Below are 24,813 nucleotides of genomic sequence, written 5' to 3' on the forward strand. Positions count from 1 at the left end.
CCTCGTGGTTGCGTCAGACCGCGCCGTTACGGCGGGTGGGTGCATTGTTGTGCCCTGCGGGCAGATTCAGTCGGCGCGCGCGCACCACCTGGTAGGGGCGACGCAGATAGGCTAGCGTCGCGAAGCCGCTCCACACGTGCACGAGTCGGGTGAACGGGAAGATCAGGAACAGGCTCATGCCGAGGAACATGTGGGCCTTGAAGATCCAGCTGGCATCGGCCAGGAGTTCGACGCCGCCCGAGCGGAAGGTGACCAGACGCTGCGCCCATTCGGCGAGCTTCATCATCATGCCGCCATCCAGATGCTGGGCCGACAGCGGAATCGTCGCGAGACCAAGCGCCAGTTGAATCCACAGAAGCCACAGCAGTGCGATGTCGCTGGTCTTCGATGTCACGCGGATGCGCACATCACCGAGACGGCGCACCAGCAGCAGCGTCACGCCGACGAATGCGCAGAAGCCTGCGATGCCGCCGCTGACCATCGCCATGAGTTGCTTGTTGCCCGCGCTCATGAAGCCTTCGTAGATGAAGTGCGGCGTGAGCATGCCGACGCTGTGACCGAAGAACAGGAACAGCACGCCAACGTGGAACAGATTGCTGCCCCAGCGCAGGCTGCCCTTTCGCAGCAGTTGCGATGAGTCGGTCTTCCACGTGTACTGGTCACGGTCGAAACGCATCCAGCTGCCGATGAAGAAGACCGCCAGACAGACATACGGATAGATGCCGAACAGGAGGGTATTGAGCCAGGCGTTCATGCTGAGACTCCGGTGTGTTGATTCGAAAGATCGGACTTGCGCACGAAGTGCACGGGCTGCTCCGCGCCGGGGCGCGACTGGCCCTTGGTGCTGCAGCCGATGAAGGCCTCGGGCTCCATCCAGGTCTCGTCCATGTCGGGCTCGGGATCGATGGCGACCGCGTGGGCCTTGGCGCCCGCCACTTCCAGCACCGCAGCGATCACGCTCGCATACGGGCTGTCCTTGTGGACCAGCGCGGAGAAGATCGCGTTGAGGATCTCGACCATCTCGCCGAGGAATTCCTCTGCGATCTCGGGCGGTTGCGTGGACGCGAATTCGAGCACCACGGGCAAGTGATCAGGCAGCTCGTTCGCGTCGAACATCAGCCCGGCCTTTTCGTAGGTCTGCTGCAGATCGACCAGCGCCGGACCGCGCTCGCGCGAGTCGCCGTGCACATGCTCAAACAGGTGCAGCGAGGTCTTGTGGCCACGATCGAAGAGATCCACATAGCGCGCCTGCGCTTCCCATTCACCGAGCGTGGCAAGGTGCGAGCACAGCTGTTCGATCTCGTCGATGCGCGCACGCGGCAGTGCCTGCTCCATGCGCAGGGCATCGACCATCGGTGTGAGCTCGCCAAACAGCTGCGCATCGGGGTAGGCGAGCAGGCGGGCCAACACTCGGAGCGTGTAACGCAGCGATGGAGGTGTTGTCTTGAACATAGTCGGTTTCCTTTTCTTCTGCTGCGTCAGACAGTGGCCTTGATCGGGATGGTGCGTTGCTTCTTGCCGCCGAACATGCTGGTTTCCGTGGCACCGTCCGAGCAGCCATTGCCGAACGAGAAGCCACAGCCGCCGCGCAGGTCGAAAGCGTTTTCCGCGTATTCGCGATGCGCCGACGGAATCACAAAGCGATCCTCGTAGTTCGCGATCGCCATCACGTGGTACATGTCCTCGACCTCGTCGGCCGTCATGCCCACCTGCTGCAACACCTTGAGGTTCTCGCGCTGGTCGACATGCTTCTCGCGCTGGAAGGCGCGCATCGCGAGCATGCGTTCGAGCGCACGCACCACGGGTACGCGGTCTCCGGCGGTGAGTAGATTGGCAAGGTACTGCACCGGAATGCGCAACTGCGACACGTCGGGAATCTCGCCATTGGCGCTGAGCTGCCCGGCGTTGGCCGCCGCGGTGATCGGCGAGAGCGGCGGCACATACCAGACCATGGGCAGCGTGCGGTACTCGGGGTGCAGCGGCAGCGCCACCCGCCAGTCCACGGCCATCTTGTAGACCGGGCTTCTGCGTGCGGCTTCCATCCAGTCGTCAGTAATGCCGTCGATGCGTGCCTGCTTGATGACTTCCGGATCGTTGGGATCGAGGAAGATGCTCATCTGCGCTTCATAGAGATCCTTGTCCTTCTCCACGCTCGCGGCTTCGGCGATGCGGTCCGCGTCGTAGAGCATCACGCCGAGATAGCGGATGCGGCCCACGCAGGTTTCCGAGCACACGGTGGGCTGGCCCGCCTCGATGCGCGGATAGCAGAAGATGCACTTCTCGGCCTTGCCGCTCTGCCAGTTGTAGTAGATCTTCTTGTAGGGGCAGCCCGAGACGCACATGCGCCAGCCACGGCACTTGTCCTGATCGATCAGCACGATGCCGTCTTCTTCGCGCTTGTAGATCGAACCCGATGGGCACGATGCCACGCACGCAGGATTCAGGCAGTGCTCACACAAGCGCGGCAGGTACATCATGAAGGTGTTCTCGAACTGGCCGTAGATGTCCTTCTGCACATCCTCGAAGTTCACGTCCTTGCTGCGCTTTGCGAATTCACCGCCCAGAATTTCTTCCCAGTTCGGGCCCCATTCGATCTTCTCCATGCGCTGGCCGGTGATCAGGCTGCGCGGGCGCGCAGTCGGCGCGGCCTTGCTTTCCTTGGCCGACTGCAGATGGTCGTAGTCGAAGGTGAAGGGCTCGTAGTAGTCGTCGATTTGCGGCAGGTTCGGGTTGGCGAAGATGCGCATCAGCAGCTTCCACTTGCCGCCCTGGCGCGGCGTGATCGAGCCGTCCGCCTGACGCGTCCAGCCGCCGTTCCACTTGTCCTGGTTCTCCCACTCCTTGGGGTAGCCGATGCCGGGCTTGGTCTCGACGTTGTTGAACCATGCGTACTCCATGCCGGAGCGGCTGGTCCACACGTTCTTGCAGGTGACGGAGCAGGTATGGCAGCCAATGCACTTGTCCAGGTTGAGCACCATGCCGATTTGCGCGCGTACTTTCATCGTGATTCTCCTTGTGGTGTGCTCAGGCGTGCGTTGTGTTTGTGTTCGGCTCGTCGTCGAGCCAATCGACGCGGCGCATCTTGCGCACCAGCACGAACTCATCGCGGTTGGTGCCGATGGTCCCGTAGTAGTTGAAGCCGTAGCTGTACTGCGCGTAGCCGCCGATCATGTGGGTGGGCTTGAGCACGATCCGCGTGACCGAGTTGTGGATGCCGCCACGCGTGCCGGATATCTCCGAGCCTGGCGTGTTGATGATCTTTTCCTGTGCGTGGTACATCATCACCATGCCCTGATTCACGCGCTGGCTCACCACCGCACGCGCTGCGATTGCACCGTTGGTGTTGAAGAGTTCGACCCAGTCGTTGTCTTCAATGCCAGCGCGCTTGGCGTCGTCTTCGCTCAGCCACACCACCGGACCGCCACGGTTCAACGTGAGCATGTGCAGGTTGTCGCTGTACGTACTGTGGATGCCCCACTTCTGGTGCGGCGTGATGAAGTTCAGCGCAATCTCGGGATTGCCGTTGGGCTTCTTGCCTTCCACTTCGTGCAGCGTCTTCAGATGCACGGGAGGACGGTAGCTGACCAGGCCTTCGCCGAAGTCGCGCATCCACGGATGGTCCTGATAGAACTGCTGGCGACCGGTGAGCGTGCGCCATGGGATCATTTCATGCACGTTGGTGTAGCCCGCGTTGTAGCTGACCTTCTCGCTCTCGAGACCCGACCAGGTCGGGGAGCTGATGATCTTGCGCGGCTGAGCCTGGATGTCGCGGAAGCGGATCTTCTCGTCCTCTCGGTGCAGCGCGAGATGCACATGGTCAAGCCCGGTCTGCTTGCCGAGCGCCTCCCACGCCTTGCAGGCCACGTGGCCGTTGGTTTCGGGTGCGAGCATCATCACCACTTCAGTCGCGTCGATGTCGGTCACGATGCGCGGCATGCCCTTGGTCACGCCCTCTTCGCGCACCCGGCCGTTCAGGTCGCCGAGCTGCGCGACTTCGGTCTCTGTGTTCCATCCGATGCCCTTGCCGCCGTTGCCGGCCTTCTCCATCAGCGGGCCGAGGGCGGTGAAGCGCTTGTAGACATTCGGGTAGTCGCGCTCGACCACGCTGATCTGCGGCGCGGTCTTGCCGGGGATGAGATCGCACTCGCCACGCTTCCAGTCACGCACGCCATAAGGCTGCGCCAGTTCAGCGGCGGTGTCGTGCATGATGGGCGTGAGCACCACTTCTTTTTCCACGCCGAGGTGGCCGACGCACAGCTCGCTGAAGGTCTTGGCGAAGCCCTTGTAGATCTCCCAATCGCTCTTCGCCTGCCAGGCCGGATCGACCGCGGCGGACAGCGGGTGGATGAACGGGTGCATGTCGCTCGTGTTGAGGTCGTTCTTCTCGTACCAGGTCGCCGTGGGCAACACGATGTCGGAATACAGACAGGTCGTGCTCATGCGGAAATCAAGCGTGACCAGCAGGTCGAGCTTGCCCTCGGGACCGCTCGTGTGCCAGTGCACTTCTTCCGGCTTGGCTTCTTCGGGACCGAGATCCTTGCCCTGCACACCGTGCGTGGTGCCCAGCAGGTGCTTGAGGAAGTACTCATGCCCCTTGCCTGACGAGCCCAGAATGTTGGAGCGCCACACGAACATGTTGCGCGGCCAGTTGGCGGGATGGTCGGGATCCTCGCAGCTCATCTGCATGGAGCCTTCCTTGAGCGACTGGACCACATATTCCTTCGCATCCATGTTCGCGGACTGCGCATCGCGCACCACCTGCATCGGATTGGTCTTGAGCTGCGGGGCGCTCGGCAGCCAGCCCATGCGCTCGGCGCGCACGTTGTAGTCGATCATCGAGCCGCTGTAGTCGCGCTTGTCAGCGAGCGGCGAGAGCACCTCTTCGACGCCCAGCTTCTCATAGCGCCACTGGTCGGTGTGCGCGTAGAAGAAGCTCGTGGAGTTCTGCTGGCGCGGCGGACGCATCCAGTCCAGCGCGAACGCGAGTGCGGTCCAGCCGGTCTGCGGACGCAGCTTTTCTTGACCCACATAGTGCGCCCAGCCACCACCGCTCTGGCCGATGCAGCCGCACAGCATCAGCATGTTGATGATGCCGCGGTAGTTCATGTCGCAGTGGTACCAGTGGTTCATCGCCGCGCCGATGATGACCATCGATTTGCCATGCGTCTTGTCGGCGTTGTCGGCGAATTCGCGCGCGGTACGGATCACCTGATCGCGCGGCACGCCGGTGATCAGTTCCTGCCATGCGGGTGTGTAGGGCACGTTGTCGTCATAGCTGATCGCCGGGCCTTCGCCTTCAAGGCCGCGATGTATGCCGTAGTTGGCGGCCAGCAGGTCGAACACCGTGGCCACGGCCACGCGGCCTTCGATGCCGTCACCGGACAGTTCGAGATGCGACACGGGCACGCGGCGCACCAGCACGTCGCCGTCCTGATCGTTGTGCTTGAAGTTGGGCGACTCGACGCCACCAAAATACGGGAACGCCACATCGGCCACCGAATGCGCGACGCTCGTGTCTTCCAGAACCGAGAGCTTCAAGCGCACTTCGCTGCCGCCCGCTTCCTTGGTTTCAAGGTTCCACAATCCCTGATCTTCGCGGCCCTCCGCGCCCCAGCGGAAACCGATGGAACCGTTGGGCACGACCACGCGGCCGTCCTGCTCGAACGCCACGGTCTTCCAGTCGGGATGATTTTCCTGACCGAGCTTGGCATCGAAATCGCTCGCCCGCACATAGCGGTCGGGCACCATCGCTTTGCTGCCATCGGGCAGCGTCTTTTCCTTCAATACGACGAGCAGCGGCAGGTCGGTGTAGCGGCGTGCGTATTCGTCGAAATAGGCGCTCTTCTTGTCGAAGTAGAACTCCTTCAAGATCACATGGCCCATCGCCATCGCGACGGCGGCGTCGGTGCCCTGCGTCGGATGCATCCACAGATCGGCAAGCTTGGCGACCTCGGAATAGTCAGGCGTGACCGCCACGACCTTCGCGCCCTTGTAGCGCACTTCGGTGAAGAAGTGGGCATCGGGCGTGCGCGTCTGCGGCACGTTCGAGCCCCAGGCGATGAGGTAGGTCGAGTTGTACCAGTCGGCGGATTCGGGCACGTCGGTCTGCTCGCCCCAGGTCTGCGGGCTGGCCGGTGGCAGGTCGCAATACCAGTCGTAGAAGCTCATGCAGACGCCGCCGATCAGGCTCAGATAACGGCTGCCTGCGGCGTACGAGATCATCGACATCGCGGGGATCGGCGAGAAGCCGATGATGCGGTCGGGACCATGCTTCTTGATGGTGTAGATGTTGGACGCGGCGATGATTTGGTTGACCTCGTCCCAGGTGCTGCGCACAAAGCCACCAAGGCCGCGCTGTTTCTGCCATTCGCTGCGCGCGCTCTGGTTCTCAACGATGTTGGCCCAAGCATCGACCGGGCTTGCGGCGACGGCCAGTGCCGCCCGCCAGTGCTTGAGCAGGCGGCCACGCACCATCGGGTACTTCACACGGTTGGCGCTGTAGAGATACCAGCTGTAGCTCGCGCCACGCGCGCAGCCACGCGGCTCGTGGTTGGGCAGATCGGGGCGGGTGCGCGGGTAGTCGGTCTGCTGCGTTTCCCAGGTGACGATGCCACCCTTCACGTAGATCTTCCACGAGCACGAACCGGTGCAGTTCACGCCATGCGTGGAGCGCACGATCTTGTCATGCGCCCAGCGATCACGGTAGGCGTCCTCCCATGTGCGGTCTTCGCCATTGGTCTGGCCGTGCCCGCCGGAGAAGCTCTCCGTGGGCTGCGAGAAATACGTGAGTCTGTCGAGAAAGTGGCTCATCGTGGAACTCCAAAAATTGAACTGACTTGTCTAGTTATGTGTGGGGAGAAAAGAGATCAGCAGGGCATCTCGGCGTTCTTGCGGGAGTAGAACCACCAGGTGACGACGACGCAGACCACATAGAAGGCCGCGAAGCACCACAGCGCCAGCTCAGGCCCGCCGGTGGCCGCAATCGAGCTGCCGTAGCTCTTGGGAATGAAGAAGCCGCCATACGCGCCCAGCGCACCGGCAAAGCCCACGGCGGCTGCGCCTTCGGTGTTGCCTTCCTTGATGGCCTGCGTCTTTGCGGCTTCATCGCCTTCGCGCACGCGGCGCATCTTCTGTGTGAGGAAGATCACGGGGATCATGCGGAAGGTCGATCCGTTGCCGATGCCGGTGGTGCAGAACAGCACGAGGAACATCGCGAAGAAGCCAGCAAAGCTGCCCTCGGCAGGACCGAACGGAAACACGAAACCGCCCGAGCCCTTGGGCAGGAAATACAGCACGCCGAGCACGGCCAAGGCCATGACCATGAAGTTCCAGAACGTCACCACGCCGCCGCCAATCTTGTCGGCCAGCCAGCCGCCAAAGGGCCGCACGAGCGCGCCGACCAGCGGGCCCATCCATGCATAGGCGAGCGGATTGACCTGCGGAAACAGCGCCTTGATGAGCAGCGGAAAGCCCGCAGCGAAACCGATGAACGAGCCGAAGGTGCCGAGGTAGAGCACGCACATCACCCAGTTGTGCTTGTTCTTGAAGATCGATGCCTGATCGGCGAAGCTGGCCTTGGCGTCAGCAATGTCGTTCATGCCGAACCATGCGGCAATGGAGCACAGCGCGATCCATGGCACCCAGATGAACGCAGCGTTCTGCGCCCAGATGGTCTGCGTCTGGCCTGCCTTCACTATGGTCTGCGGATCACCGCCGAGCACGCCGAACACGCCTGCCGTGATGACCAGCGGGCTCAGGAACTGCACCGCCGACACGCCCAGATTGCCAAGGCCCGCGTTCACACCCAGCGCCGAGCCCTTGCGCTCCTTCGGAAAGAAGAAGCTGATGTTGGCCATGCTGGAGCTGAAATTGCCACCACCGAGGCCGCACAGCAGCGCGAGCATCAGCATGGTGGGATAGCCGGTGTTATGGTCTTGCACCGCATAGCCGATGCCGAGCGCGGGGATCAGCAGCGAGGCGGTGGAGATGGCGGTCCAGCGACGGCCGCCGAACACCGGAATCATGAACGAGTAGAAGATGCGCAGCGTCGCGCCCGACAGCGCGGGTGCGGCAGCCAGCCAGAACAGCTGGTTGGTCGAGTACTTGAAGCCCATCGCGGGCAGGTTCACGGCGACCACGCTCCACACCTGCCAGATGCAGAAGGCGAGAAACAGCGAAGGCACCGAGATCCACAGGTTCACACGGGCGATGGCCTCACCCTCGCGCTGCCAGAAGGCCTTGTCTTCCGGCGTCCAGAGCGTGAGGACCCGGCGTTGCCGGCGCGCTCCCAGGGTTGCAGTTTGGTTTGACATGAAAGTCTCCAGAGAAATTGAACGCGGCTCAGGAAGCCGCCATCACGTTGGTACGACGCACCTCGGTGAAATACATCCAGATCAGCGATACCCAGACCACGCCGTACATCAACATGAAGGCGCTCGAGCGGATACCGGTCCAGTCCATGAGCACACCGAACAGGATCGGCAGAATGAAACCGCCCATGCCACCGGCCAGACCCACGATGCCGCTGATCGCGCCGATGTTTCCGGGGTAGTCGTTGCTGATGTATTTGAAGACGCTGGCCTTGCCGAAGGCCCAGGCGATGCCAAGCACGAACATCAGGCCGGTGAACGCGTAGACGTTCAGACCGATGTGAAAGGTGGTCGGTCCGTTGACGGTCAGGATGGTGAAATCCGTCTGCGGATACGACAGCAGGAACAGGCAGATCCAGCTCACCCACATCACCCACCAGGTGACGGCGTGCGCGCCGAACTTGTCGCTCAAGATGCCGCCAATGGCGCGCAGCACCCCGCCCGGCAGCGAGAAGCAGGCCGCCAGCAAAGCGGCCACACGGATGTCGAGACCGTATTCGCCAACGTAATACTGCACCATCCACAGCGACAGCGCGACATAGCCGCCAAACACGATGCTGTAGTACTGGCAGTACTTGAGAACCTTGGGATCTTTGAGTGCCTTGAGTTGGTCGGCGAAGCTCACGTTGCTCGCGACGAGGTGCGATGGATCGCTGTAGCTGAAGAGCCAGAACAGGATCACCGCGCCGAGCATGATGGCCGCATACACATGCGGCACAGCGGCCCAGCCGAAGGCCACCAGAATCACCGGCGCGACGAACTTGTTGACCGCAGCGCCCGAGTTGCCCGCGCCATAGACGCCCATGGCCATGCCCTGACGCTCCTTGGGAAACCAGCGCGCCACATAGGGCGTACCCACGGAGAACGCACCACCGGCGAAGCCCACGAACAGCCCGGCGACGAGGAAGTGCCAGTACTCGGTCGCGTAGCCCATCATCCAGATGGCGGGCACGGTCAGCGCCATCAGAATCGTCATCACGATGCGGCCGCCGTACCGGTCCGTCCAGATGCCAAGCGGCACGCGCACCAGCGAGCCGGTGAGCACCGGCATGGCGGTGAGCAGACCGAACTGGGTGGAGTTCAGGTTCAGCATCTTCTTGATCGGAATGCCGATCACGCCGAACATCATCCAGACCATGAAGCACACGGTGAAGGCCAGCGTGCTGACGATCAGCACCGACCATGCACGACGTTTCTGGGTGGCGTCGTCAACCGCGCGGGTTGCGCCACTTGTGGTGGCATCGATCGACGTTTTGACCATGGGGAAGCCCTCTTTTGGTAGATGGCTTGATGGTCGGGTTTTCACCCATCGCTGAACATCCTCCGCCCGTATGCTCGGGTATCGGCAGAAGAACGATGGGGATCAGCCTGCGCATACTCCCAAAGAACTATGAGGAAGTATTCGAGCGTCGTGACGAGGAACGTGTCCGCTTGTCGCGGACGGGATCAGTTGGCTCGATCCACCGCCCGCACGCGGTCTGACGCATAGACCGCCGCCTGCACCCGCGAGCTCAGGCCGAGCTTGCGCAAGATGTGCTGCACATGGATCTTCACGGTGGTCTCGGCGATATCGAGCGCGCGTGCAATCTCCTTGTTGCTCGCGCCACGTGCGATCTCGCCGAGCACTTCCTCCTCGCGCGGGGAGAGCGCCGGAGCAGCCTCCGCCTCCGGTTCAGCCGAAGCCTCCGGCGCCATCCCCGATTCGTTCGAACGTAGCGCAGCGACCAGCTTGCCCATCATCTCGGGGCTGACGACCGACTCGCCGCGCATCGCACGGTGAATGGCGTCGGACAGCATGTGGCCTTCGATGGTCTTGAGCAGATAGCCCTGCGCGCCCTTGCGCAGCGCAGCGGCGAGGTCCTGCCCGTCCTCGCTCACCGTGAGCATGAGGATGCGGCTTTGCGGCGATGCCTCGCGCAGCCCGGCAATCGCGTCGATGCCGGTCACGCCGGGCAGGTGGTTGTCGAGCAGGATCACATCGGGCCGCAGCTCAGGAACAAGCCGCAGCGCCTGCCCCGCATCGGCCGCCTCGCCGATCACCTTGAGATCAGGCTGCTGTGCGAGCAACGCCACCAGACCGCGACGCATCAGCGTGTGATCGTCAATCAGAAAAATGCTTACCGGGGTGTTCATGGTGAATCGTGGGTCGTCAAAGTGATTGCGTGCTCATCCTTGGGGAATGGCATTTGCGAGGCCGCAAGCGGCAGATAGAGCACCACGCTGGTGCCTGGTCCGGGCTCGCGCGCGTGCACTTCGAGGCGCGCCCCGATGCGCTCCGCGCGCTCCTTCATGATGCCGAGTCCAACATGCAGTGAATCGGGCGGAACGTCGTCCAGCACGAAGCCGCAGCCGTTGTCCTGCACCTCGAAACGCCAGAACGGGTGGCGCTGCACCAACAGATCGACGCGTGTGGCACCGGCATGCTTGCGCACGTTGGAAAGCGCTTCCTGCACGATGTGCAGTACTTGGATCTGTACATCCGGCGCGAGCGGATAGCCGTGGCCGTGCATGGCCAGAGTGCCGGGCACGCCGGTCTGGTGCTCGAACTTGGAGAGCGTCGAGTGCAGTGCGTCCTCGATGTCCTCGTCCTGCGTGCGCGTGCGAAAGTGGATCAGCAGCTCGCGCACATCGTTGTAGCACTCCTGCACGCCGATTTCGAGCTCGTCCATGGTGCGATTACGCGCACCTTCGTCCTTGCGCGAGACGGCATCGCGCAGCAGGTGGGTCTGAATCTTGAGAAAGGCAAGCGACTGTGCAATCGAGTCGTGCAGCTCGCGCGCGATCAGGCTGCGCTCCTGGGCCACCGCAGCTTCGCGCTCCAGCGCCGTCACGCGCATGCTCTCCATCGAATTGGCCAGATGATGCGCCATGGTGGTGAGCAGATCGCGCATGCCGTCGCTCAGCTCCTCATGCGTGCGAAAGAACAGATCCACCTCGCCAAGCACCCGCTGCTGCAACTGCACGGGAATGCTCACCACGGTGCGAAAGCCCGCCTGCAGGCAATGTGACAGCCCCTTGTCATACGCGCCCTTTGGCACCAGCGAGATCACGCGCATGGCCGCCGGACCACTGCCTTGCGACTGACCGCATTCACAGCTGCCCGCCATCAGGCACTGCTCCTCGTCCTGTACTGCCTCGGGCATGCCTTCGGAGGCCAGCATCATGTAACGCTCGTTGGTCTCGTCGGACCAACGCACTACGGCAGCGTCGCAGGAGGCAACCTTTCTGAACTCCTGAATGAATCCCTGTGTCAGCGCGTGCAGATCCACCGCCTCGCCAGCCAATGCACTCACCGCATACAAGGCCGCCAGTCGTTGATTCTGAATTTCGATGCTCGTGGTTTTTTCACGCACCTTCTGCTCGAGATCCTCATGCGAGGACTGCAGCGCATGCGTCATCAGATTGAAGCCCGCATTGAGCTGGCCGAACTCGTCCGTGCTGTCCACCTCGATGCGCGTGGCCAGATCCCCCTGGCGCACCCGTGCCAGTGCCACTTGCAGGCGTGAGACGGGGTTGAGCACCAGCAGATAGCTGAGCGCGATGAACGCTACCGCCGAACCGATGGCCAGCGCCACCATGAAGAGCTGGAAAAGATGCAGCGCAGCAGTGAGGCGCGCGATCTGGGTTTCAATGGTTTCGACAAACACGTCTACCAACGCGGCAAACCGGTCAGCGCGGGCAAGTGACTGTGCACCGTCGAGCACCGGCGGTTTCTTCCAATCGCCCTTCAGCGCGGTCCATGCCCCCAGCACCGACGCGTAGTGTTCACGCGCCTCATCGTTCCAAGGCACGAACAGAGGGCGCGAGGGATCACCCACGCGCAGCAGTTCGAGCGACTCGTCAAAACGCAGCATGCGCGCTGCAAGCGCCTCGGGCGTTTCATGCTGACGCGCGAGCACCATGCGCATCATGTTCATGCGCAGCCGCCCAGCCTCGTTGACCGCTGCCGCGCCGCCCTCAAGCCGCCAAGTGATCCAGAGCGTGAAGCCGATGGATGCCAGAGCCACCAGCAGAAAGATGATCCCCAAAGCTTGCAGTTTGGTGGAGAGGGATGGCGGGTTATTCATTGCACCAGTCTAGAGACGCAATAGTCATCGCAAATTGACGTTGATCAATTCACCGACCATCACGTTGAGACAAATACCAAAAATACGAGTATGAGCGCAATGACAAAAATCAAAAAAGCAACACTGCTTTCGCAACGTTGCTTTAGACGCCTCATTTCGGGCCTATGCCCAAACCCGCTCAGATCCTGCGTCGGCGCACGCGGATCAGCCCCGTCAGTGCCATGAGCGAGGAAAGTCCGATCGCTGCCCACTCGCCCAGCGTCGGAACCGCTTGCGTGCCCGAGCCTCCCGGTGGATTGGTCGCACCGGCTTTCGGCGTGAAGGTGGTCGGCACCGAGATCGGGGTGGTGTAGGTGGACTGATCGTTGGGATTGGTGAGCTTCGCAACCACCGTGCACTGATAGGCTTGATCGTTGGTCAGACCCGTGACCGTCAATGGCAAGGTCGCCGTCTCGACGGGGTTTGCCATACTGCCCAACTGGGGCGTGCAGGTATACGAGTAGCTCACCACATCGGATGGCTTGATGCTGGGCGGCAAGGTCGCATCCAGCTTTCCACTGGAATCGCCTGCCGTCGAAACCGGCACGATCGGCTCGATGACCGGAACCACGGATACGCTGCCATCAGTCCCCGACGCCGCAGGCGCAGGCACCGAATTACCGTCCGAACTGCTCGGCGGCGTGCTGCTGCCCACACCTCCCCCAATGGCGCTGAACGCAAGGAGACCGATGCCGGTCGAATAGCAGGAAGCACCCGGAGCGCCTTGATGGCCGCCATCAACATCCGCTCCTGCTCCATCCCAGCCTGCAGCGGCCGGCGCCACCGTGACGCCGGGAACCAGATAGCCGCCACCGCTACCACCACCACCGCCACCACCCCGATTGGGCGAACTGCGTGTTCCTGATCCCGGCTCTCCGTCAACGCCGTTGGCCGCATTGTTGCAATCACCAGCCTCCACGGGACTTCCGGCGGGGATGACGATGGTCGAGGCATTCCGACTCCAGCTTCCGCCGCCTCCTCCGCCACCGCCTGCTGCACGTGCCCACAACGTTCCGCTGGCAGTCGTGATACTGGCGAAGGAGGCGCCACCGCCACCACCGCCGCCGCCGCTGGCGCTGTCGGGGTCTGGATTGCTTGGCCCCCAACCTTCACCCGGATTGAAGTTGGCCAAGGGCGCCGCACCACCGCGTCCGCCATTGCCACCGCCTGTTCCCCCCACGCCTCCAGGAATGTCCTGTGGCGGTTTTTTGGTGACGCTGAACTCTTCCCAGGAATATCCGCTCAGGCCACCGGTCCCTGCCTGATGATTGAGCACCTGCCCGGGCTCGACCGCGAATTCCACCTGTAGGCTTACACCATTGGCGCCCACGCCACCGCCGCCATTCAGATCAGCGCCACCGGCTCCGCCGCCCGCCCCATTGAGCGTGACCTGCAGCTTGGTCGCTCCCGGTGGAACGGTGTAGCTGGCCGCGTGCGCCCCAAAGGCCACGGTCATTGAGCACAGTGCCAAGGGCAACAGGCGCAGTCTGGCTGTCGGGTTCTGCATCTTCGAGTCCTTCCCGCTGAGGGTCATACCTGCAAAATGGAATCGCCAAGGACGACCAGATCCGAAGAACATTCAGAATGATCGATCCATTGGATTAGCAATTCAATTTTGCAATTCGATTGTAAATAACAATGATATGCCAACTACGGGATCTCGATAACCAATGAACTCAATGAGATTCACTCGACTTTGAAGGGCCGCGGGTCACCGGACACATCTGCTCAATGTGTTGAATCGTATGGCTTCAAAGGGGATAAAAATGAGTGAAAGAGCCAGTTTCCAATGCAAGGCAAACAGGAGGTCGGCAGGTTCAGCCCGCCGACTTCTGTCGATTGCTGCAGAGATGTACGCAATCGCTATGGGCCAGCGAGAATTGCTTGCAATCCCAGCCTCGAAAACAACAACTGCGCTTGGTGGCTGCGGTTTCGCCAGAGCAACGCCCCTTGCCTGCATGAAGCAGTCATGCAGGCAAGAACAGCCAACAGCGGATTGACGATCAGCCGCAGGAACCCAGCGCGCCGCACTGCGTGCAGTAGTCGCAACCGTCCTTGCGGATCACGGCATGCGCGCCGCATTCGTGGCACTTCTTGCCTGCCATGGTGGGCGGATTGCTGCCGTTCTGGGCGATGTCGGCATTCGCGGTAAGCGCGGGCTCGCCCAACGGCAATACGTGCTGCTGAGGTGCGGTGCGCTGCGCCAGAATGTTCTGCACCGCGTAGGCGATGGCGGCGACTTCGGAGTCGTGCCACAGCGGCACGCGCGTGCCGTCGTCCTTGGTATGGAAGCCAAGGCGCACGGGACCACGATCCCACGCCACCTTGCGCATGTCGGAGAGCGCGCGCTCAAGGAAACCACCGCGCGCGGCCAGTGACAGCAGACGCATGCTGGAGGTGATCCATTGCTGCGATTCGCCGCTCTGGCCCACAGGCATGAAGAACTCGATGGCGCGGTCGACCGAACCGCCATGACCATCGGGCACCGGCAGGAACGAGACGATCAGGTACAGCGCCTTGTGGCCTTCCTGCGTCCAGTATTCGAGCTTTTCGGCCACGGCCGACAGCCCGCCCTTGGGACGGCTTTCGATCATCGTGCGCATCGGGTCCACGACCTGAGCCTGCGCAACCACCTCGGCTGCCGGCGCAGGCGTCTCAGCCTTGGGCTGCGGCGTGACTTCGAGCACCGCGCCCAGAATGCTGTTGGGACGGTAGGTGGCCAGGCCCTTCAGGCCCGAATGCCAAGCCTGCAGGTAGAGATTCTGGAAGTCCGCGTACGGATAGTCTTCCGGCACATTGACGGTCTTGGAGATCGCGGTATCGACGAAGGGCTGCACGGCCTCCATCATCGCCACATGCTCGCCGGCCGACATGTTCATCGCGCTCACGAAGTACTCGGGCAGCTGGTTCACGTCGCCACCAAGCGTCTTGTACAAACGCCATGCGTAGTCCTCGACGATGTACTCGCTCTTGCTTCCGTCGGCCTCGCGCTTGCGGCGGGTGTAGCTCCACGAGAACGGCGGCTCGATGCCGTTCGACGCGTTGTCAGCGAAGGCCAGGCTCACCGTGCCGGTGGGCGCGATCGACAGCAGGTGGCTGTTGCGGATGCCGTGCTTGCGGATCTGCTGCTTGAGCTCCTTGGGCAGGCGGCTGGCGAAGGTGCCTGCGGCCAGATAGCCGTCGGCGTTGAACTTGGGGAACACACCCTTTTCCTTGGCGAGTTCGACCGATGCCGTGTAGGCCGCGTCACGCATGTGCTCGGCGATCTTCACTGCCATCTCGCGGCCCTCTTCGCGGTCATAGCGCAGCTTGAGCATGGCCAGCGTGTTACCCATGCCAGTGAAGCCCACGCCGATGCGGCGCTTGGCGGCCGACTCGGCACGTTGCTGTTCGAGCGGCCAGAAGGTCAGGTCGAGCACGTTGTCGAGCGCGCGCACCTGCAGCGCGACCGAGGCTTCAAACGCCTCGAAGTCGAATTTCGCCGCGCCATTGATGCCGAACGGGTTGCGCACGAAGCGCGTGAGGATGATCGGGCCCAGATCGCAACAGCCGTACGGGGGCAGCGGCTGCTCGCCGCAGGGGTTGGTCGCCTGGATCTTTTCTGCGTAGTGCAGGTTGTTGTCGGTGTTGATCTGGTCGAGGAAGAGAATGCCCGGCTCGGCAAAGTCGTAGGCCGACTTCATGATGGTGTCCCACAACTCGCGTGCGCGCACCGTGCGGTAAACCCATTGCCCGTCAGCACGCTGGTGCGCGCCGCCCTTCTGCAGTTCCACACCCGGTGTGGCTTCGTGGATCAGTTCCCACTGACCATCGGCCTCCACGGCCTGCATGAAGCCATCGGGCACGCCGACCGACACGTTGAAATTGTTCCAGCGGCCCGGTGTGCGCTTGGCGGTGATGAAATCGAGCACATCGGGATGGTCGATGCGCAGCACGCCCATCTGCGCGCCGCGACGCGCACCGGCGCTCTCCACGGTGGAGCAGGACTGGTCGAACACGTTGATGTAGCTGCAGGGGCCCGAAGCCATCGAGGCCGTGCCCTTGACCAGCGCGCCGCGCGGGCGGATGCGCGAGAAGTCGTAGCCCACACCACCGCCGCGGCGCATGGTTTCGGCGGCTTCGCGCAGCGCCTCGTAGATGCCGGGATAGCCCGCGTCGTCCACGCCCTGAATGCAGTCGCCCACAGGCTGTACGAAGCAGTTGATCAGCGTGGCCTGGATGTCGGTACCCGCCGCGCTCATGATGCGGCCCGCACCGATCGCGCCGATGCGCAGGTTGTCGAGGAACTTGGCTTCGAGTGGCTCGCGCAGATCTTCGCGCTCCACCGACGCGAGCGCACGTGCCACTCGGCGATACAACTCCTCCACGTCCTTCTCATCATTCTTGAAATATTTCTCGCGCAGAACGTCGAGACTGATGGGTTGCATGGACATGGTGGGGGTCAGATCGGCTGTTTCGCGTTTCATGAAAAAGTGCTCTCCGATGTAGGAAAGTAGATGAATTCTTGGGGGTCGTCGAGGCAGTTCGCCACGAGTTCGGCAGGCGGTGACGCGCAGGGCGTATTTCTACACCTTCCACAGAAAATGTGTCTGAATTCTAATCAAGGCATCCTGTATCGAAGCTCATTTTTAATAGCAAGCAATCTCCGTGATTACTCACAATATTCGCAATTGCGAAGATATCTCTTGTCAGGAATTTTTGACATTCATTTACATGCTATGAGTTCTTGTGAACAGTCCCGGAAATGCACCGAATAGGCTAGTATTTGAAAATGATTCTCATCTCGAAGCATTCACTCACCCGATCAACCTTGTCGGTGCTGACGCTGTCCACCTTGCTGCTCTCGGCTTGTTCGCTGCCAATCGCAGACCGCGTTTCCCAATCGCCTGAATTGCATTGGAATAGCCCCACGGCGCAGACCCAGTGGCATGAAACGTTGACCCAGATCCAATCCGCCCCGGTGATCCTGCTGGGCGAACAGCACGATGCGCCCGAGCACCACGCCATCGAGACCGACACCGTGCGTGAGCTGGCCGCCCGGGGAAAGCTAGCTGCGCTGGTCATGGAGATGGCCGATGCGGGCGTGTCCACCTCAGGCCTGCCCACCAATGCCAGCGAGGCCGAGGTGCAAAACCGCCTGAACTGGAACGACAAGGGCTGGCCCTGGAAGTCCTACGGCCCCACAGTGATGGCTGCCGTGCGTGCCAACATTCCGGTGCTCGGCGGCAATCTGCCGCGCGGACAGATGGCGAACACCATGAAGAACGCGCATCTTGACCAGCATTTAGACGCCAAAGCGATGCAGATCCAGATAAATACGATCAAGGAGGGCCATTGCAACCTGCTGCCCGAGACGCAACTGCAACCCATGACGCGTATCCAGCTCGCACGCGACGAGAGCATGGCCCGCGTCGTGGCCTCCGCCGTGACCGGAGACCGCACTGTGCTACTCGTCGCCGGGCACGGCCATGTGCGTACGCGCGTGGGCGTACCCACTTGGCTGCCACGCGATCTGCCCTACAAAGCGGTCATCGCCCAAGCAGGACAAGTCAAAGGCGCTATCAAAGACGAAGCCGACATCTTCATCGTGACGCACGAACTGCCCCAGAAGGACCATTGCGCCGAATTGCGCGAGCGCTTCAAGCGTTAAGGACCCTCATCCCTCAAGCGTACGCATGTACCGGCGTGCTGCGACAATTGGCGCAATATGACCGAATCCTTCATCCTGACCCTCTCCTGCCCGGACCGACTCGGGCTGGTGCACGCCGTCTCCGGCTTTCTGCTGGAGCGCGACGCCAACATCGAAGAAGCCGCCCAATACAACGACAGCGCCACCGGCCTGTTCTTCATGCGCGTGCAGTTTGCGTGCCAAAGCCCGGACTTGCCGGTACTCAAGGCTGAATTGGCGACTTTTGCGGAATCGTTCAAGATGAACTGGGGTCTGCATTCCACCAAGGAGGCGATGAAGACCGTGATCATGGTCAGCAAGGACGGCCGCTGCCTGAACGACCTGCTGTTCCGCTGGAAGTCCGGTCTGCTGCCGATCGACATCCGTGCCATCGTCAGCAACCACCGCGACTTCTACCAGCTCGCGGCCAGCTACAACATCCCGTTCCACCACATCCCGGTGGCGGCCGCCACCAAGGCGCAGGCAGAAGCCAAACAGTACGAGATCATTCAGGCCGAAGGCGCCGAGCTCGTGGTGCTGGCGCGTTACATGCAGGTGCTCTCGGACGACCTGTGCAAGAAGCTCTCGGGCCGCGCAATCAACATCCACCACAGCTTCCTGCCCAGCTTCAAGGGCGCCAAGCCTTACTACCAAGCGCATGACCGTGGCGTGAAGCTCATCGGCGCGACCGCCCACTATGTGACCGCCGATCTGGACGAAGGCCCGATCATCGAGCAGGACGTGGCACGCGCCAGCCACTCCGACACCGTGGAAGACCTCACCGCACGCGGCGGCGATACCGAAAGTCAGGTGCTGGCCCGTGCCGTCAAATGGCACAGCGAACACCGCGTGCTGATGAATGGCCACAAGACGGTGATCTTCAAGTAAAAGCAGTCAACGCCCGCCAACTTGCAGCCCTTCACATCATGAGCAGCCCATCCAATCACCCGATCAGCGTGGACGCCAGCGCCCTCAGGCGCATTCCACCCATCCAGTGCCTGCTCACGTTCGAGGCGCTGGCACGGCTGCGCAGCGTGACGCTCACGGCCGACGAGCTCTGCGTGACGCCCAGCGCCGTAAGCCACCGCGTCAAGCAGCTCGAGCAGATCCTCGGCACCCGCCTCTTCGGCCGCGCCGATTTCTCGCTCACGACCGATGGCAGCGCCTATCTCTCGCATGTGCGCGAGGGCTTGGGCGCGCTGCAGCGCTTTCCCGGTGCGGACAGCGTACCGGGAAAGCGGCGCCTTAAACTCGCCGTCACGCCCACCTTCGCGAGGGCCATCCTGATCCCGCGTCTGCGCCAGTTCACCGAGGCCTACCCCGAGATCGACCTCGCGCTGCAGGTCTCGATCCCGCTGCTCGACGTGGTCGCCGAAGACGCCGATCTGGTCGTGCGCTTCGGCCCGGGTCACTACGCCGACATGGAACATGTCGAGCTCGCGCGCGACATCGTCACCCCGCTCGCCTCACCGGCCTTTGTGCGCGAGCACGGCCCGTTCGAGCGCCCCGAAGACCTCGAAGGCATCCCGCTCTTGCGCAGCCCGCTAGAGCCATGGCGCAGCTGGTTCGACGTCTGTGGCCTGAACTGGCCCGCACCGACCGAAGGCTCGCAATTCAACGACATCGGCCTGATGTGCGACGCCGCCGCCGCCGGCATGGGCGTGGCGCTGGTGCGCCTCAAGCTCGGCCGCCCTTGGCTGGACCAAGGTACGCTCGTGCGCCTCTACGACAACATCGTCGCCCCGAGCCCGCACGCGCACTACCTCTGCTGGAAGACCGGCACGATGGACCGCTGGGAATGTGCGGCGTTTGCGGAATGGCTCAGGAAGACGCTGGCCTGAGCACGGCCATCGTTCAATCGGCCAGACCAGTGTCTTTTCTCACGACCGCTTTCCTCAAACGAGTTCACACACCCATGCAAATTTGTTCAAGCCGCAAACCTCCGGCTTGATCTACAGTCACGGCATGAGTACAGCCCCCTCAGCCCCCGATCAAAAACAGCCCACGCCCAGCGAACGTGCTGCGCGCCAGAAAACCATCGTCGATGCGCTTGGCAAGCATTTGCCCGCGCATGCGCTGCTCTGGAACTCCGAAGACACCACGCCCTATGAATGCGACGGGCTGACCGCCTACCGCCAGCGCCCGCTGGTTGTCGCTCTGCCAGAGACCGAAGAGCAGGTACAGGCCGTGCTGCGCGTCTGCCATCGGCTCGACGCGCCGGTCGTCGCGCGCGGGGCGGGCACGGGGCTCTCCGGCGGCGCGATGCCACATGTCATGGGCGTGACGCTGTCGCTCGCCAAGTTCAACCGGATTCTCGAGGTTAACCCCATGAGCCGTACCGCGCGCGTGCAATGCGGCGTGCGCAATCTGGCAATCAGCGAGGCCGCCGCACCGCATAACCTGTATTACGCGCCCGATCCGAGCAGCCAGATCGCCTGCACCATCGGCGGCAACGTGGCCGAAAATTCCGGAGGCGTGCACTGCCTGAAATACGGCCTCACCGTGCACAACGTGCTGCGGGTGCGCGGCTTCACCATCGAGGGCGAACCCGTCACCTTTGGCAGCGAGGCGCTCGATGCGCCCGGCTACGACCTGCTCGCCGCCATGATCGGCAGCGAAGGCATGCTGGCCGTGGCGCTGGAAGTGACCGTCAAGCTCATCCCCAAGCCGCAGCTCGCGCGCTGCATCATGGCGAGCTTCGACGACGTGCGCAAAGCCGGTGATGCCGTGGCGGCGGTGATCGCGGCGGGCATCATTCCGGCGGGTCTGGAGATGATGGACAAGCCGATGACCGCTGCCGTCGAAGACTTCGTGCACGCCGACTACGACCTCACCGCCGAGGCCATCCTGCTCTGCGAGAGCGACGGCACACCCGAGGAAGTCGAAGAAGAAATCGGCCGAATGAGCGAAGTGCTGCGCGCGGCCGGCGCCACAGCCATCACCGTGAGCAACAACGAGGAGGAGCGCCTGCGCTTCTGGAGCGGCCGCAAGAACGCCTTCCCCGCCAGCGGCCGCATCAGCCCCGACTACATGTGCATGGACTCCACCATCCCACGCAAGCGCCTGGCCGACATCCTGCTCGCCATCCAGGAGATGGAGAAGAAATACCGCCTGCGCTGCGCCAACGTATTCCACGCGGGCGACGGCAATCTGCACCCGCTGATCCTGTTCGATGCGAACGACCCCGACGAGTTGCACCGCTGCGAACTCTTCGGCGCCGACATCCTGGAGACCAGCGTCGCCATGGGCGGTACCGTGACCGGCGAGCATGGTGTGGGCATCGAGAAGCTCAACAGCATGTGCACCCAATTCACGACCGAAGAAAACCTGCAGATGTTCGCACTCAAGGGTGCATTCGATCCCAAGGGCCTGCTCAATCCGGGGAAGGTGATTCCGACGCTGAACCGCTGCGCCGAGTACGGCAAGATGCTGGTGCGCGGCGGGCAGATCAAGCACCCGGAGCTGGAGCGGTTTTGACTTCTCGGAGAGTGGTTGTTGTTGCATCTCATGGAAGCTGAACGACCGCTGAATTTCTGAGTCAGTCTCCGCGTTGGATTGCAAACAATCCGCCCCATTTTTAAAGATATTTGAAGCTCAGTAACTTCGCGAAACATTGCTGGTCCGGGGCCATGGCGCAGTGCTAATTTCCGCTCCTCATCAACAGTGCTCACTATGAGCGGAGGTAGCAAAATGGGCTTGCTCAATGAAATTATCGGAGCTGTGGTTGCTGAAGAAGCTCTTTCCAAGGCGGATCCCCATGCCGGATTCTTGAAGAAGACGATGGCCGCCGTGGCCGGATATGAAGGCGAGAAATTCGTGGAGGGCAAGATCACTCAGCACGAAGAAGACGCCGAACAGCAGCAGCCACCGGCCGATCAACAGTGATTGGTTCTGCGGAATTCTGCTACTGACGAATGGACTCGTGGACGCGGCGACAATAGCGTCATGGCTCACGATTCCAATTCCGATCCCACCCACCCTTCCGGCACGATTCCCGACGACGACTACCAGTCGCACCTGAAGGCGGGCAATGCGCTCGTCGCGCAGGCGCAGACCGTCGCCACCACCGACTTCACCAAGGCGCGCGCGCTGTGGCAAGACGCTGGCAAGCAGTACTACCTCGCCCACAAGGCTGATCGCGACGAGCCCGAAGCGGCGTTCAAGCTTGCACAGGCCTGGATGGCCGAGGCCCATGCGCTGCAGAAGGAGGGCTCGCCCAACGCAAAGATCATGTGGGCCAATGCAGCCGCCCAGGCCGAACTGGCGTTTGATCTGACGCCCGAGAATGGTCGCCTCGCCATGGCGGTGGCGACCTGCTATCACTATGGCGGTCAACCCGAAGAGGCCGAGGCATGGCAGCAGCTCGGCAGGCACCTGCTAGACGGCGCGGCCAAGCTGCAGGGGCATGGCGAGGACGGCAAGGACGAAGACTCCGAAGACTGAACCCGCTCGACCCTGATCTCAGCAACGCTCAGGGATGCGCCACCAGACTCCAGATGATGCTGGCGTGCGAGATCACGAACAGCACCAGTCCGATCAGGCCGCCGACGATGGTGCCGTTGATACGGATGTACCGGAGGTCGCTGCCGATGTGCTGCTCCACGAGCTGCGCCATTTCCTCGGCGTCCCAGCGCTGCACGGTGGCACGGATGTGCTCGGCGACGGACTGCGCCACATCGGGTGCCCATTGCGCCGCCCAGAGTTCGAGGCGCACGTTCAGGCGCAAGCGCAGCGCCGCATCACCCGCGAGCGACATGCCCAGCCACTTGCCCATCTCCGACACATTGCGAGCGATGGCCGAATTCTCGTCCTGCAGATCATCACGCAGCTTGCGACGCAGGTCGGCCCAGATGTCGTGCACGTAGGAGCTGAGCGCTTCGTCATTCTGCAGATAGCTGCGGATTTCCTCGCCGCGCTGCTCCCAGTCCGGATCTTGCTGCATGCGCTCGATCAGTCGGGCGATGGCCACATCCAATGCATCGCGCAATTGATGGTTCGGGTCCTTGGCCACTTCCACCAGCAGCGTCTCGATTGCATGCGAGATCGCGGACGCGCCCTTACCGCCCAGCCAATCGGTGGGCAGCACTTTCTGCTTGAGCGGATGCTCACGCTTGACCCACTTGATCAGCGTATTGGCGATGAAATCGCGCGTTTCGTCGGCACGCAGCAAGCCGCTGAAGCGCACCAGCAGATCGTCGAGCAGCATCTGATGGCGACGCTCGTGCGTGAGCGCCTCAAGTGCGGCGGCCATGGTGCGCGACACGTCAAGCTGGCCGATCAGGGCGCGCGCGGCGCTGTTGAGCAACTGCTGGATCTTGTCATCCTCCACCGTATCGAGCGCGGTGGACATCAGGCGCGAGACCTGCTTGCCCAGTAGCCCGGAATTGGCGGGCGAGGTGAGCCACTGCGCGAGCATGTCGGCCGGGTCATGACGGCGGATCATGGTCACTAGCGAGGGCGCATCGAGAAAACGGTCGCGCACGAAGGCCGACAGGTTGTCGCCGATGCGGTCCTTATTGCGCGCGATGATGTTGGTGTGCCGCGAGAGATACGGCAGCGGAATGCGCGTGAACAGCGCGGAGACAGCGAACCAGTCGGCCAGCGCGCCGACCATGGCGGCCTCGGCCATGGCGCGTATGCACTCAACCCAAAGGTTCTGCGGAAAGGCGTAGGTGAGCGCGAAGACCACGACCACCGCGATGAACAGGCCAGTGGCCTGCCGCTTGGCACGCGAGAGCTGCGCGTTGCGCGCGGCGGTGGCTGCGCTGACGCCCGGCGAGTCGTGATCCTCCAGCGGAAGCATTTGCATGCCCTCTAGCATAGCCTTGAGCGGCTTGCCATTCACACTTTGCGCTGTAGGAGATGGGCGCGTAAGCCTAACCAATAGGCTCGCGCGCTACAGGTGGCAAGAATTATTTGCCGTTGACGGCCAGCAACTCGACTTCGAAGTTCAGTGTGGCGTTCGGCGGAATCACGCCGCCCGCGCCGCGCGAGCCGTAGGCGATGCTGGCCGGGCAGGTCAGCTTGGCCTTGCCACCGACCTTCATCTTCTGCACGCCTTCGGTCCAGCAGGGGATCACGCCGTTGAGCGGGAAGTCGATGGGTTGGCCACGCTTGATGGAGCTGTCGAATTCCTTGCCGGATTCGGGGAACCAGCCGCGGTAGTGGACCTTGACGGTGTCGGTGGACTTGGGGCTGGCACCTGTGCCGTCTTTGATGCTTTCGTAGATCAGGCCGGACGAAGTGGTGACTGGGTCTGCGGCTTTTGCTGCCGTGGCGAGGATGAGGGCTGTGATGGTGGCTGTTGCCAGCAGAGTGAGCTTCTTCATTGAATTACTTTGGGTTTGTTGGGGTTGTTGGGTTTGTTGGGGTTGTTGGGGTTGTTGGGGTTGTTGGGGTTGGGATTGTTGCTTTGTTGGCGCTTGGCAGGTGTTTCTTTTTGGTGTTTGCTGCTTGGTTGAGGGCGGAGGCCGGGACTGCCCCCGGCGAGGCAGTAACTTTTTGGTCTTGCCCAAAAAGTCACCAAAAATGCGTCTGGAATACCTCCGGCAGAACTCGACTTCGCGCTGCGCGCTCCGCTCGGACAACCGCCGGAAATCAGATTTGAAGAGGTGCGTTCGGCACGTTGCTTCGCTCGTGCTGGCATCGCCCTTTCGGGCGATGTCATGTT

At 62.3% G+C, this 24,813-nt stretch carries 19 protein-coding genes; 6 read left to right on the forward strand and 13 right to left on the reverse strand.

Annotated features, from left to right (window positions below):
* Positions 1-13: 13 nt before the first annotated feature.
* From narI to G7047_RS20305, 10 genes are all read right to left on the reverse strand, one after another.
* On the reverse strand, positions 14-754 hold the full coding sequence (gene narI / locus G7047_RS20260; RefSeq protein WP_166309497.1) for a respiratory nitrate reductase subunit gamma: 741 nt from the start codon (positions 752-754) through the stop codon (positions 14-16).
* The gene (narJ, locus tag G7047_RS20265) at positions 751-1,452 is read right to left on the reverse strand and encodes a nitrate reductase molybdenum cofactor assembly chaperone (RefSeq protein WP_166309499.1); all 702 of its coding nucleotides are present in this window, start codon (positions 1,450-1,452) and stop codon (positions 751-753) included. Before narJ ends, narI begins: the two co-directional genes overlap by 4 nt.
* Positions 1,453-1,478: 26 nt before the next feature.
* A complete protein-coding gene (gene narH / locus G7047_RS20270; RefSeq protein ID WP_166309501.1) occupies positions 1,479-3,002 on the reverse strand; it encodes a nitrate reductase subunit beta in 1,524 nt (507 codons plus the stop codon).
* 22 nt (positions 3,003-3,024) lie between these two features.
* Positions 3,025-6,810, reverse strand: a complete 3,786-nt coding sequence (locus G7047_RS20275; RefSeq protein WP_166309503.1) for a nitrate reductase subunit alpha — start codon at positions 6,808-6,810, stop codon at positions 3,025-3,027.
* A gap of 56 nt (positions 6,811-6,866) precedes the next feature.
* The gene (locus tag G7047_RS20280) at positions 6,867-8,312 is read right to left on the reverse strand and encodes an MFS transporter (protein ID WP_166309505.1); all 1,446 of its coding nucleotides are present in this window, start codon (positions 8,310-8,312) and stop codon (positions 6,867-6,869) included.
* 28 nt (positions 8,313-8,340) lie between these two features.
* Positions 8,341-9,630 carry a nitrate/nitrite transporter gene (locus G7047_RS20285; protein WP_240939202.1) on the reverse strand — a complete coding sequence of 430 codons (1,290 nt, stop codon included), beginning with the start codon at positions 9,628-9,630 and terminating at the stop codon, positions 8,341-8,343.
* 185 nt (positions 9,631-9,815) lie between these two features.
* The gene (locus tag G7047_RS20290) at positions 9,816-10,502 is read right to left on the reverse strand and encodes a response regulator (protein ID WP_166309507.1); all 687 of its coding nucleotides are present in this window, start codon (positions 10,500-10,502) and stop codon (positions 9,816-9,818) included.
* Positions 10,499-12,436 carry a type IV pili methyl-accepting chemotaxis transducer N-terminal domain-containing protein gene (locus G7047_RS20295; protein WP_166309509.1) on the reverse strand — a complete coding sequence of 646 codons (1,938 nt, stop codon included), beginning with the start codon at positions 12,434-12,436 and terminating at the stop codon, positions 10,499-10,501. The genes G7047_RS20290 and G7047_RS20295 overlap by 4 nt, the downstream gene beginning before the upstream one ends.
* Positions 12,437-12,614: 178 nt before the next feature.
* Positions 12,615-13,982 carry an IPTL-CTERM sorting domain-containing protein gene (locus G7047_RS20300; protein ID WP_166309511.1) on the reverse strand — a complete coding sequence of 456 codons (1,368 nt, stop codon included), beginning with the start codon at positions 13,980-13,982 and terminating at the stop codon, positions 12,615-12,617.
* Between the two features lie 496 nt (positions 13,983-14,478).
* Positions 14,479-16,941, reverse strand: coding sequence for an adenosylcobalamin-dependent ribonucleoside-diphosphate reductase (locus G7047_RS20305; RefSeq protein WP_166309513.1), 2,463 nt, complete (start codon positions 16,939-16,941; stop codon positions 14,479-14,481).
* Between the two features lie 305 nt (positions 16,942-17,246).
* Between G7047_RS20305 and G7047_RS20310 the strand changes: the two genes are divergently transcribed.
* The 6 genes from G7047_RS20310 to G7047_RS20335 all read left to right on the forward strand — a co-directional run bounded on the left by G7047_RS20310 (position 17,247) and on the right by G7047_RS20335 (position 22,586).
* Positions 17,247-18,125: a ChaN family lipoprotein gene (locus G7047_RS20310; RefSeq protein ID WP_166309515.1), complete on the forward strand. Its 879-nt coding sequence runs from the start codon at positions 17,247-17,249 to the stop codon at positions 18,123-18,125.
* 57 nt (positions 18,126-18,182) lie between these two features.
* Entirely contained in the window at positions 18,183-19,031 is an 849-nt protein-coding gene (gene purU, locus G7047_RS20315) for a formyltetrahydrofolate deformylase (protein ID WP_166309517.1), read from the forward strand.
* Between the two features lie 38 nt (positions 19,032-19,069).
* The gene (locus G7047_RS20320) at positions 19,070-19,984 is read left to right on the forward strand and encodes a LysR substrate-binding domain-containing protein (RefSeq protein ID WP_166309519.1); all 915 of its coding nucleotides are present in this window, start codon (positions 19,070-19,072) and stop codon (positions 19,982-19,984) included.
* A 124-nt stretch (positions 19,985-20,108) separates the two neighbouring features.
* Entirely contained in the window at positions 20,109-21,620 is a 1,512-nt protein-coding gene (locus tag G7047_RS20325; RefSeq protein WP_166309521.1) for an FAD-linked oxidase C-terminal domain-containing protein, read from the forward strand.
* Between the two features lie 213 nt (positions 21,621-21,833).
* Complete coding sequence (locus tag G7047_RS20330) at positions 21,834-22,028, forward strand: hypothetical protein (RefSeq protein ID WP_166309523.1); 195 nt, start codon at positions 21,834-21,836, stop codon at positions 22,026-22,028.
* 60 nt (positions 22,029-22,088) lie between these two features.
* Positions 22,089-22,586, forward strand: coding sequence for a hypothetical protein (locus tag G7047_RS20335; RefSeq protein ID WP_240939203.1), 498 nt, complete (start codon positions 22,089-22,091; stop codon positions 22,584-22,586).
* Positions 22,587-22,614: 28 nt separating this feature from the next.
* Here the strand turns inward: G7047_RS20335 and G7047_RS20340 are convergent, their stop codons facing one another.
* The 3 genes from G7047_RS20340 to G7047_RS20350 form a co-directional block, all read right to left on the reverse strand.
* Positions 22,615-23,952 carry a DUF445 domain-containing protein gene (locus G7047_RS20340; protein ID WP_240939204.1) on the reverse strand — a complete coding sequence of 446 codons (1,338 nt, stop codon included), beginning with the start codon at positions 23,950-23,952 and terminating at the stop codon, positions 22,615-22,617.
* A 103-nt stretch (positions 23,953-24,055) separates the two neighbouring features.
* Complete coding sequence (locus G7047_RS20345; RefSeq protein WP_166309525.1) at positions 24,056-24,472, reverse strand: FKBP-type peptidyl-prolyl cis-trans isomerase; 417 nt, start codon at positions 24,470-24,472, stop codon at positions 24,056-24,058.
* Positions 24,469-24,810 (reverse strand): hypothetical protein, encoded by a 342-nt coding sequence (locus tag G7047_RS20350; protein ID WP_166309527.1) that lies wholly within the window; start codon positions 24,808-24,810, stop codon positions 24,469-24,471. Before G7047_RS20350 ends, G7047_RS20345 begins: the two co-directional genes overlap by 4 nt.
* Between the last annotated feature and the right edge of the window lie 3 nt (positions 24,811-24,813).

Origin of the sequence: Diaphorobacter sp. HDW4A, from assembly GCF_011305995.1 — a bacterium.
Taxonomy (GTDB): Bacteria; Pseudomonadota; Gammaproteobacteria; order Burkholderiales; family Burkholderiaceae_C; genus Diaphorobacter_A.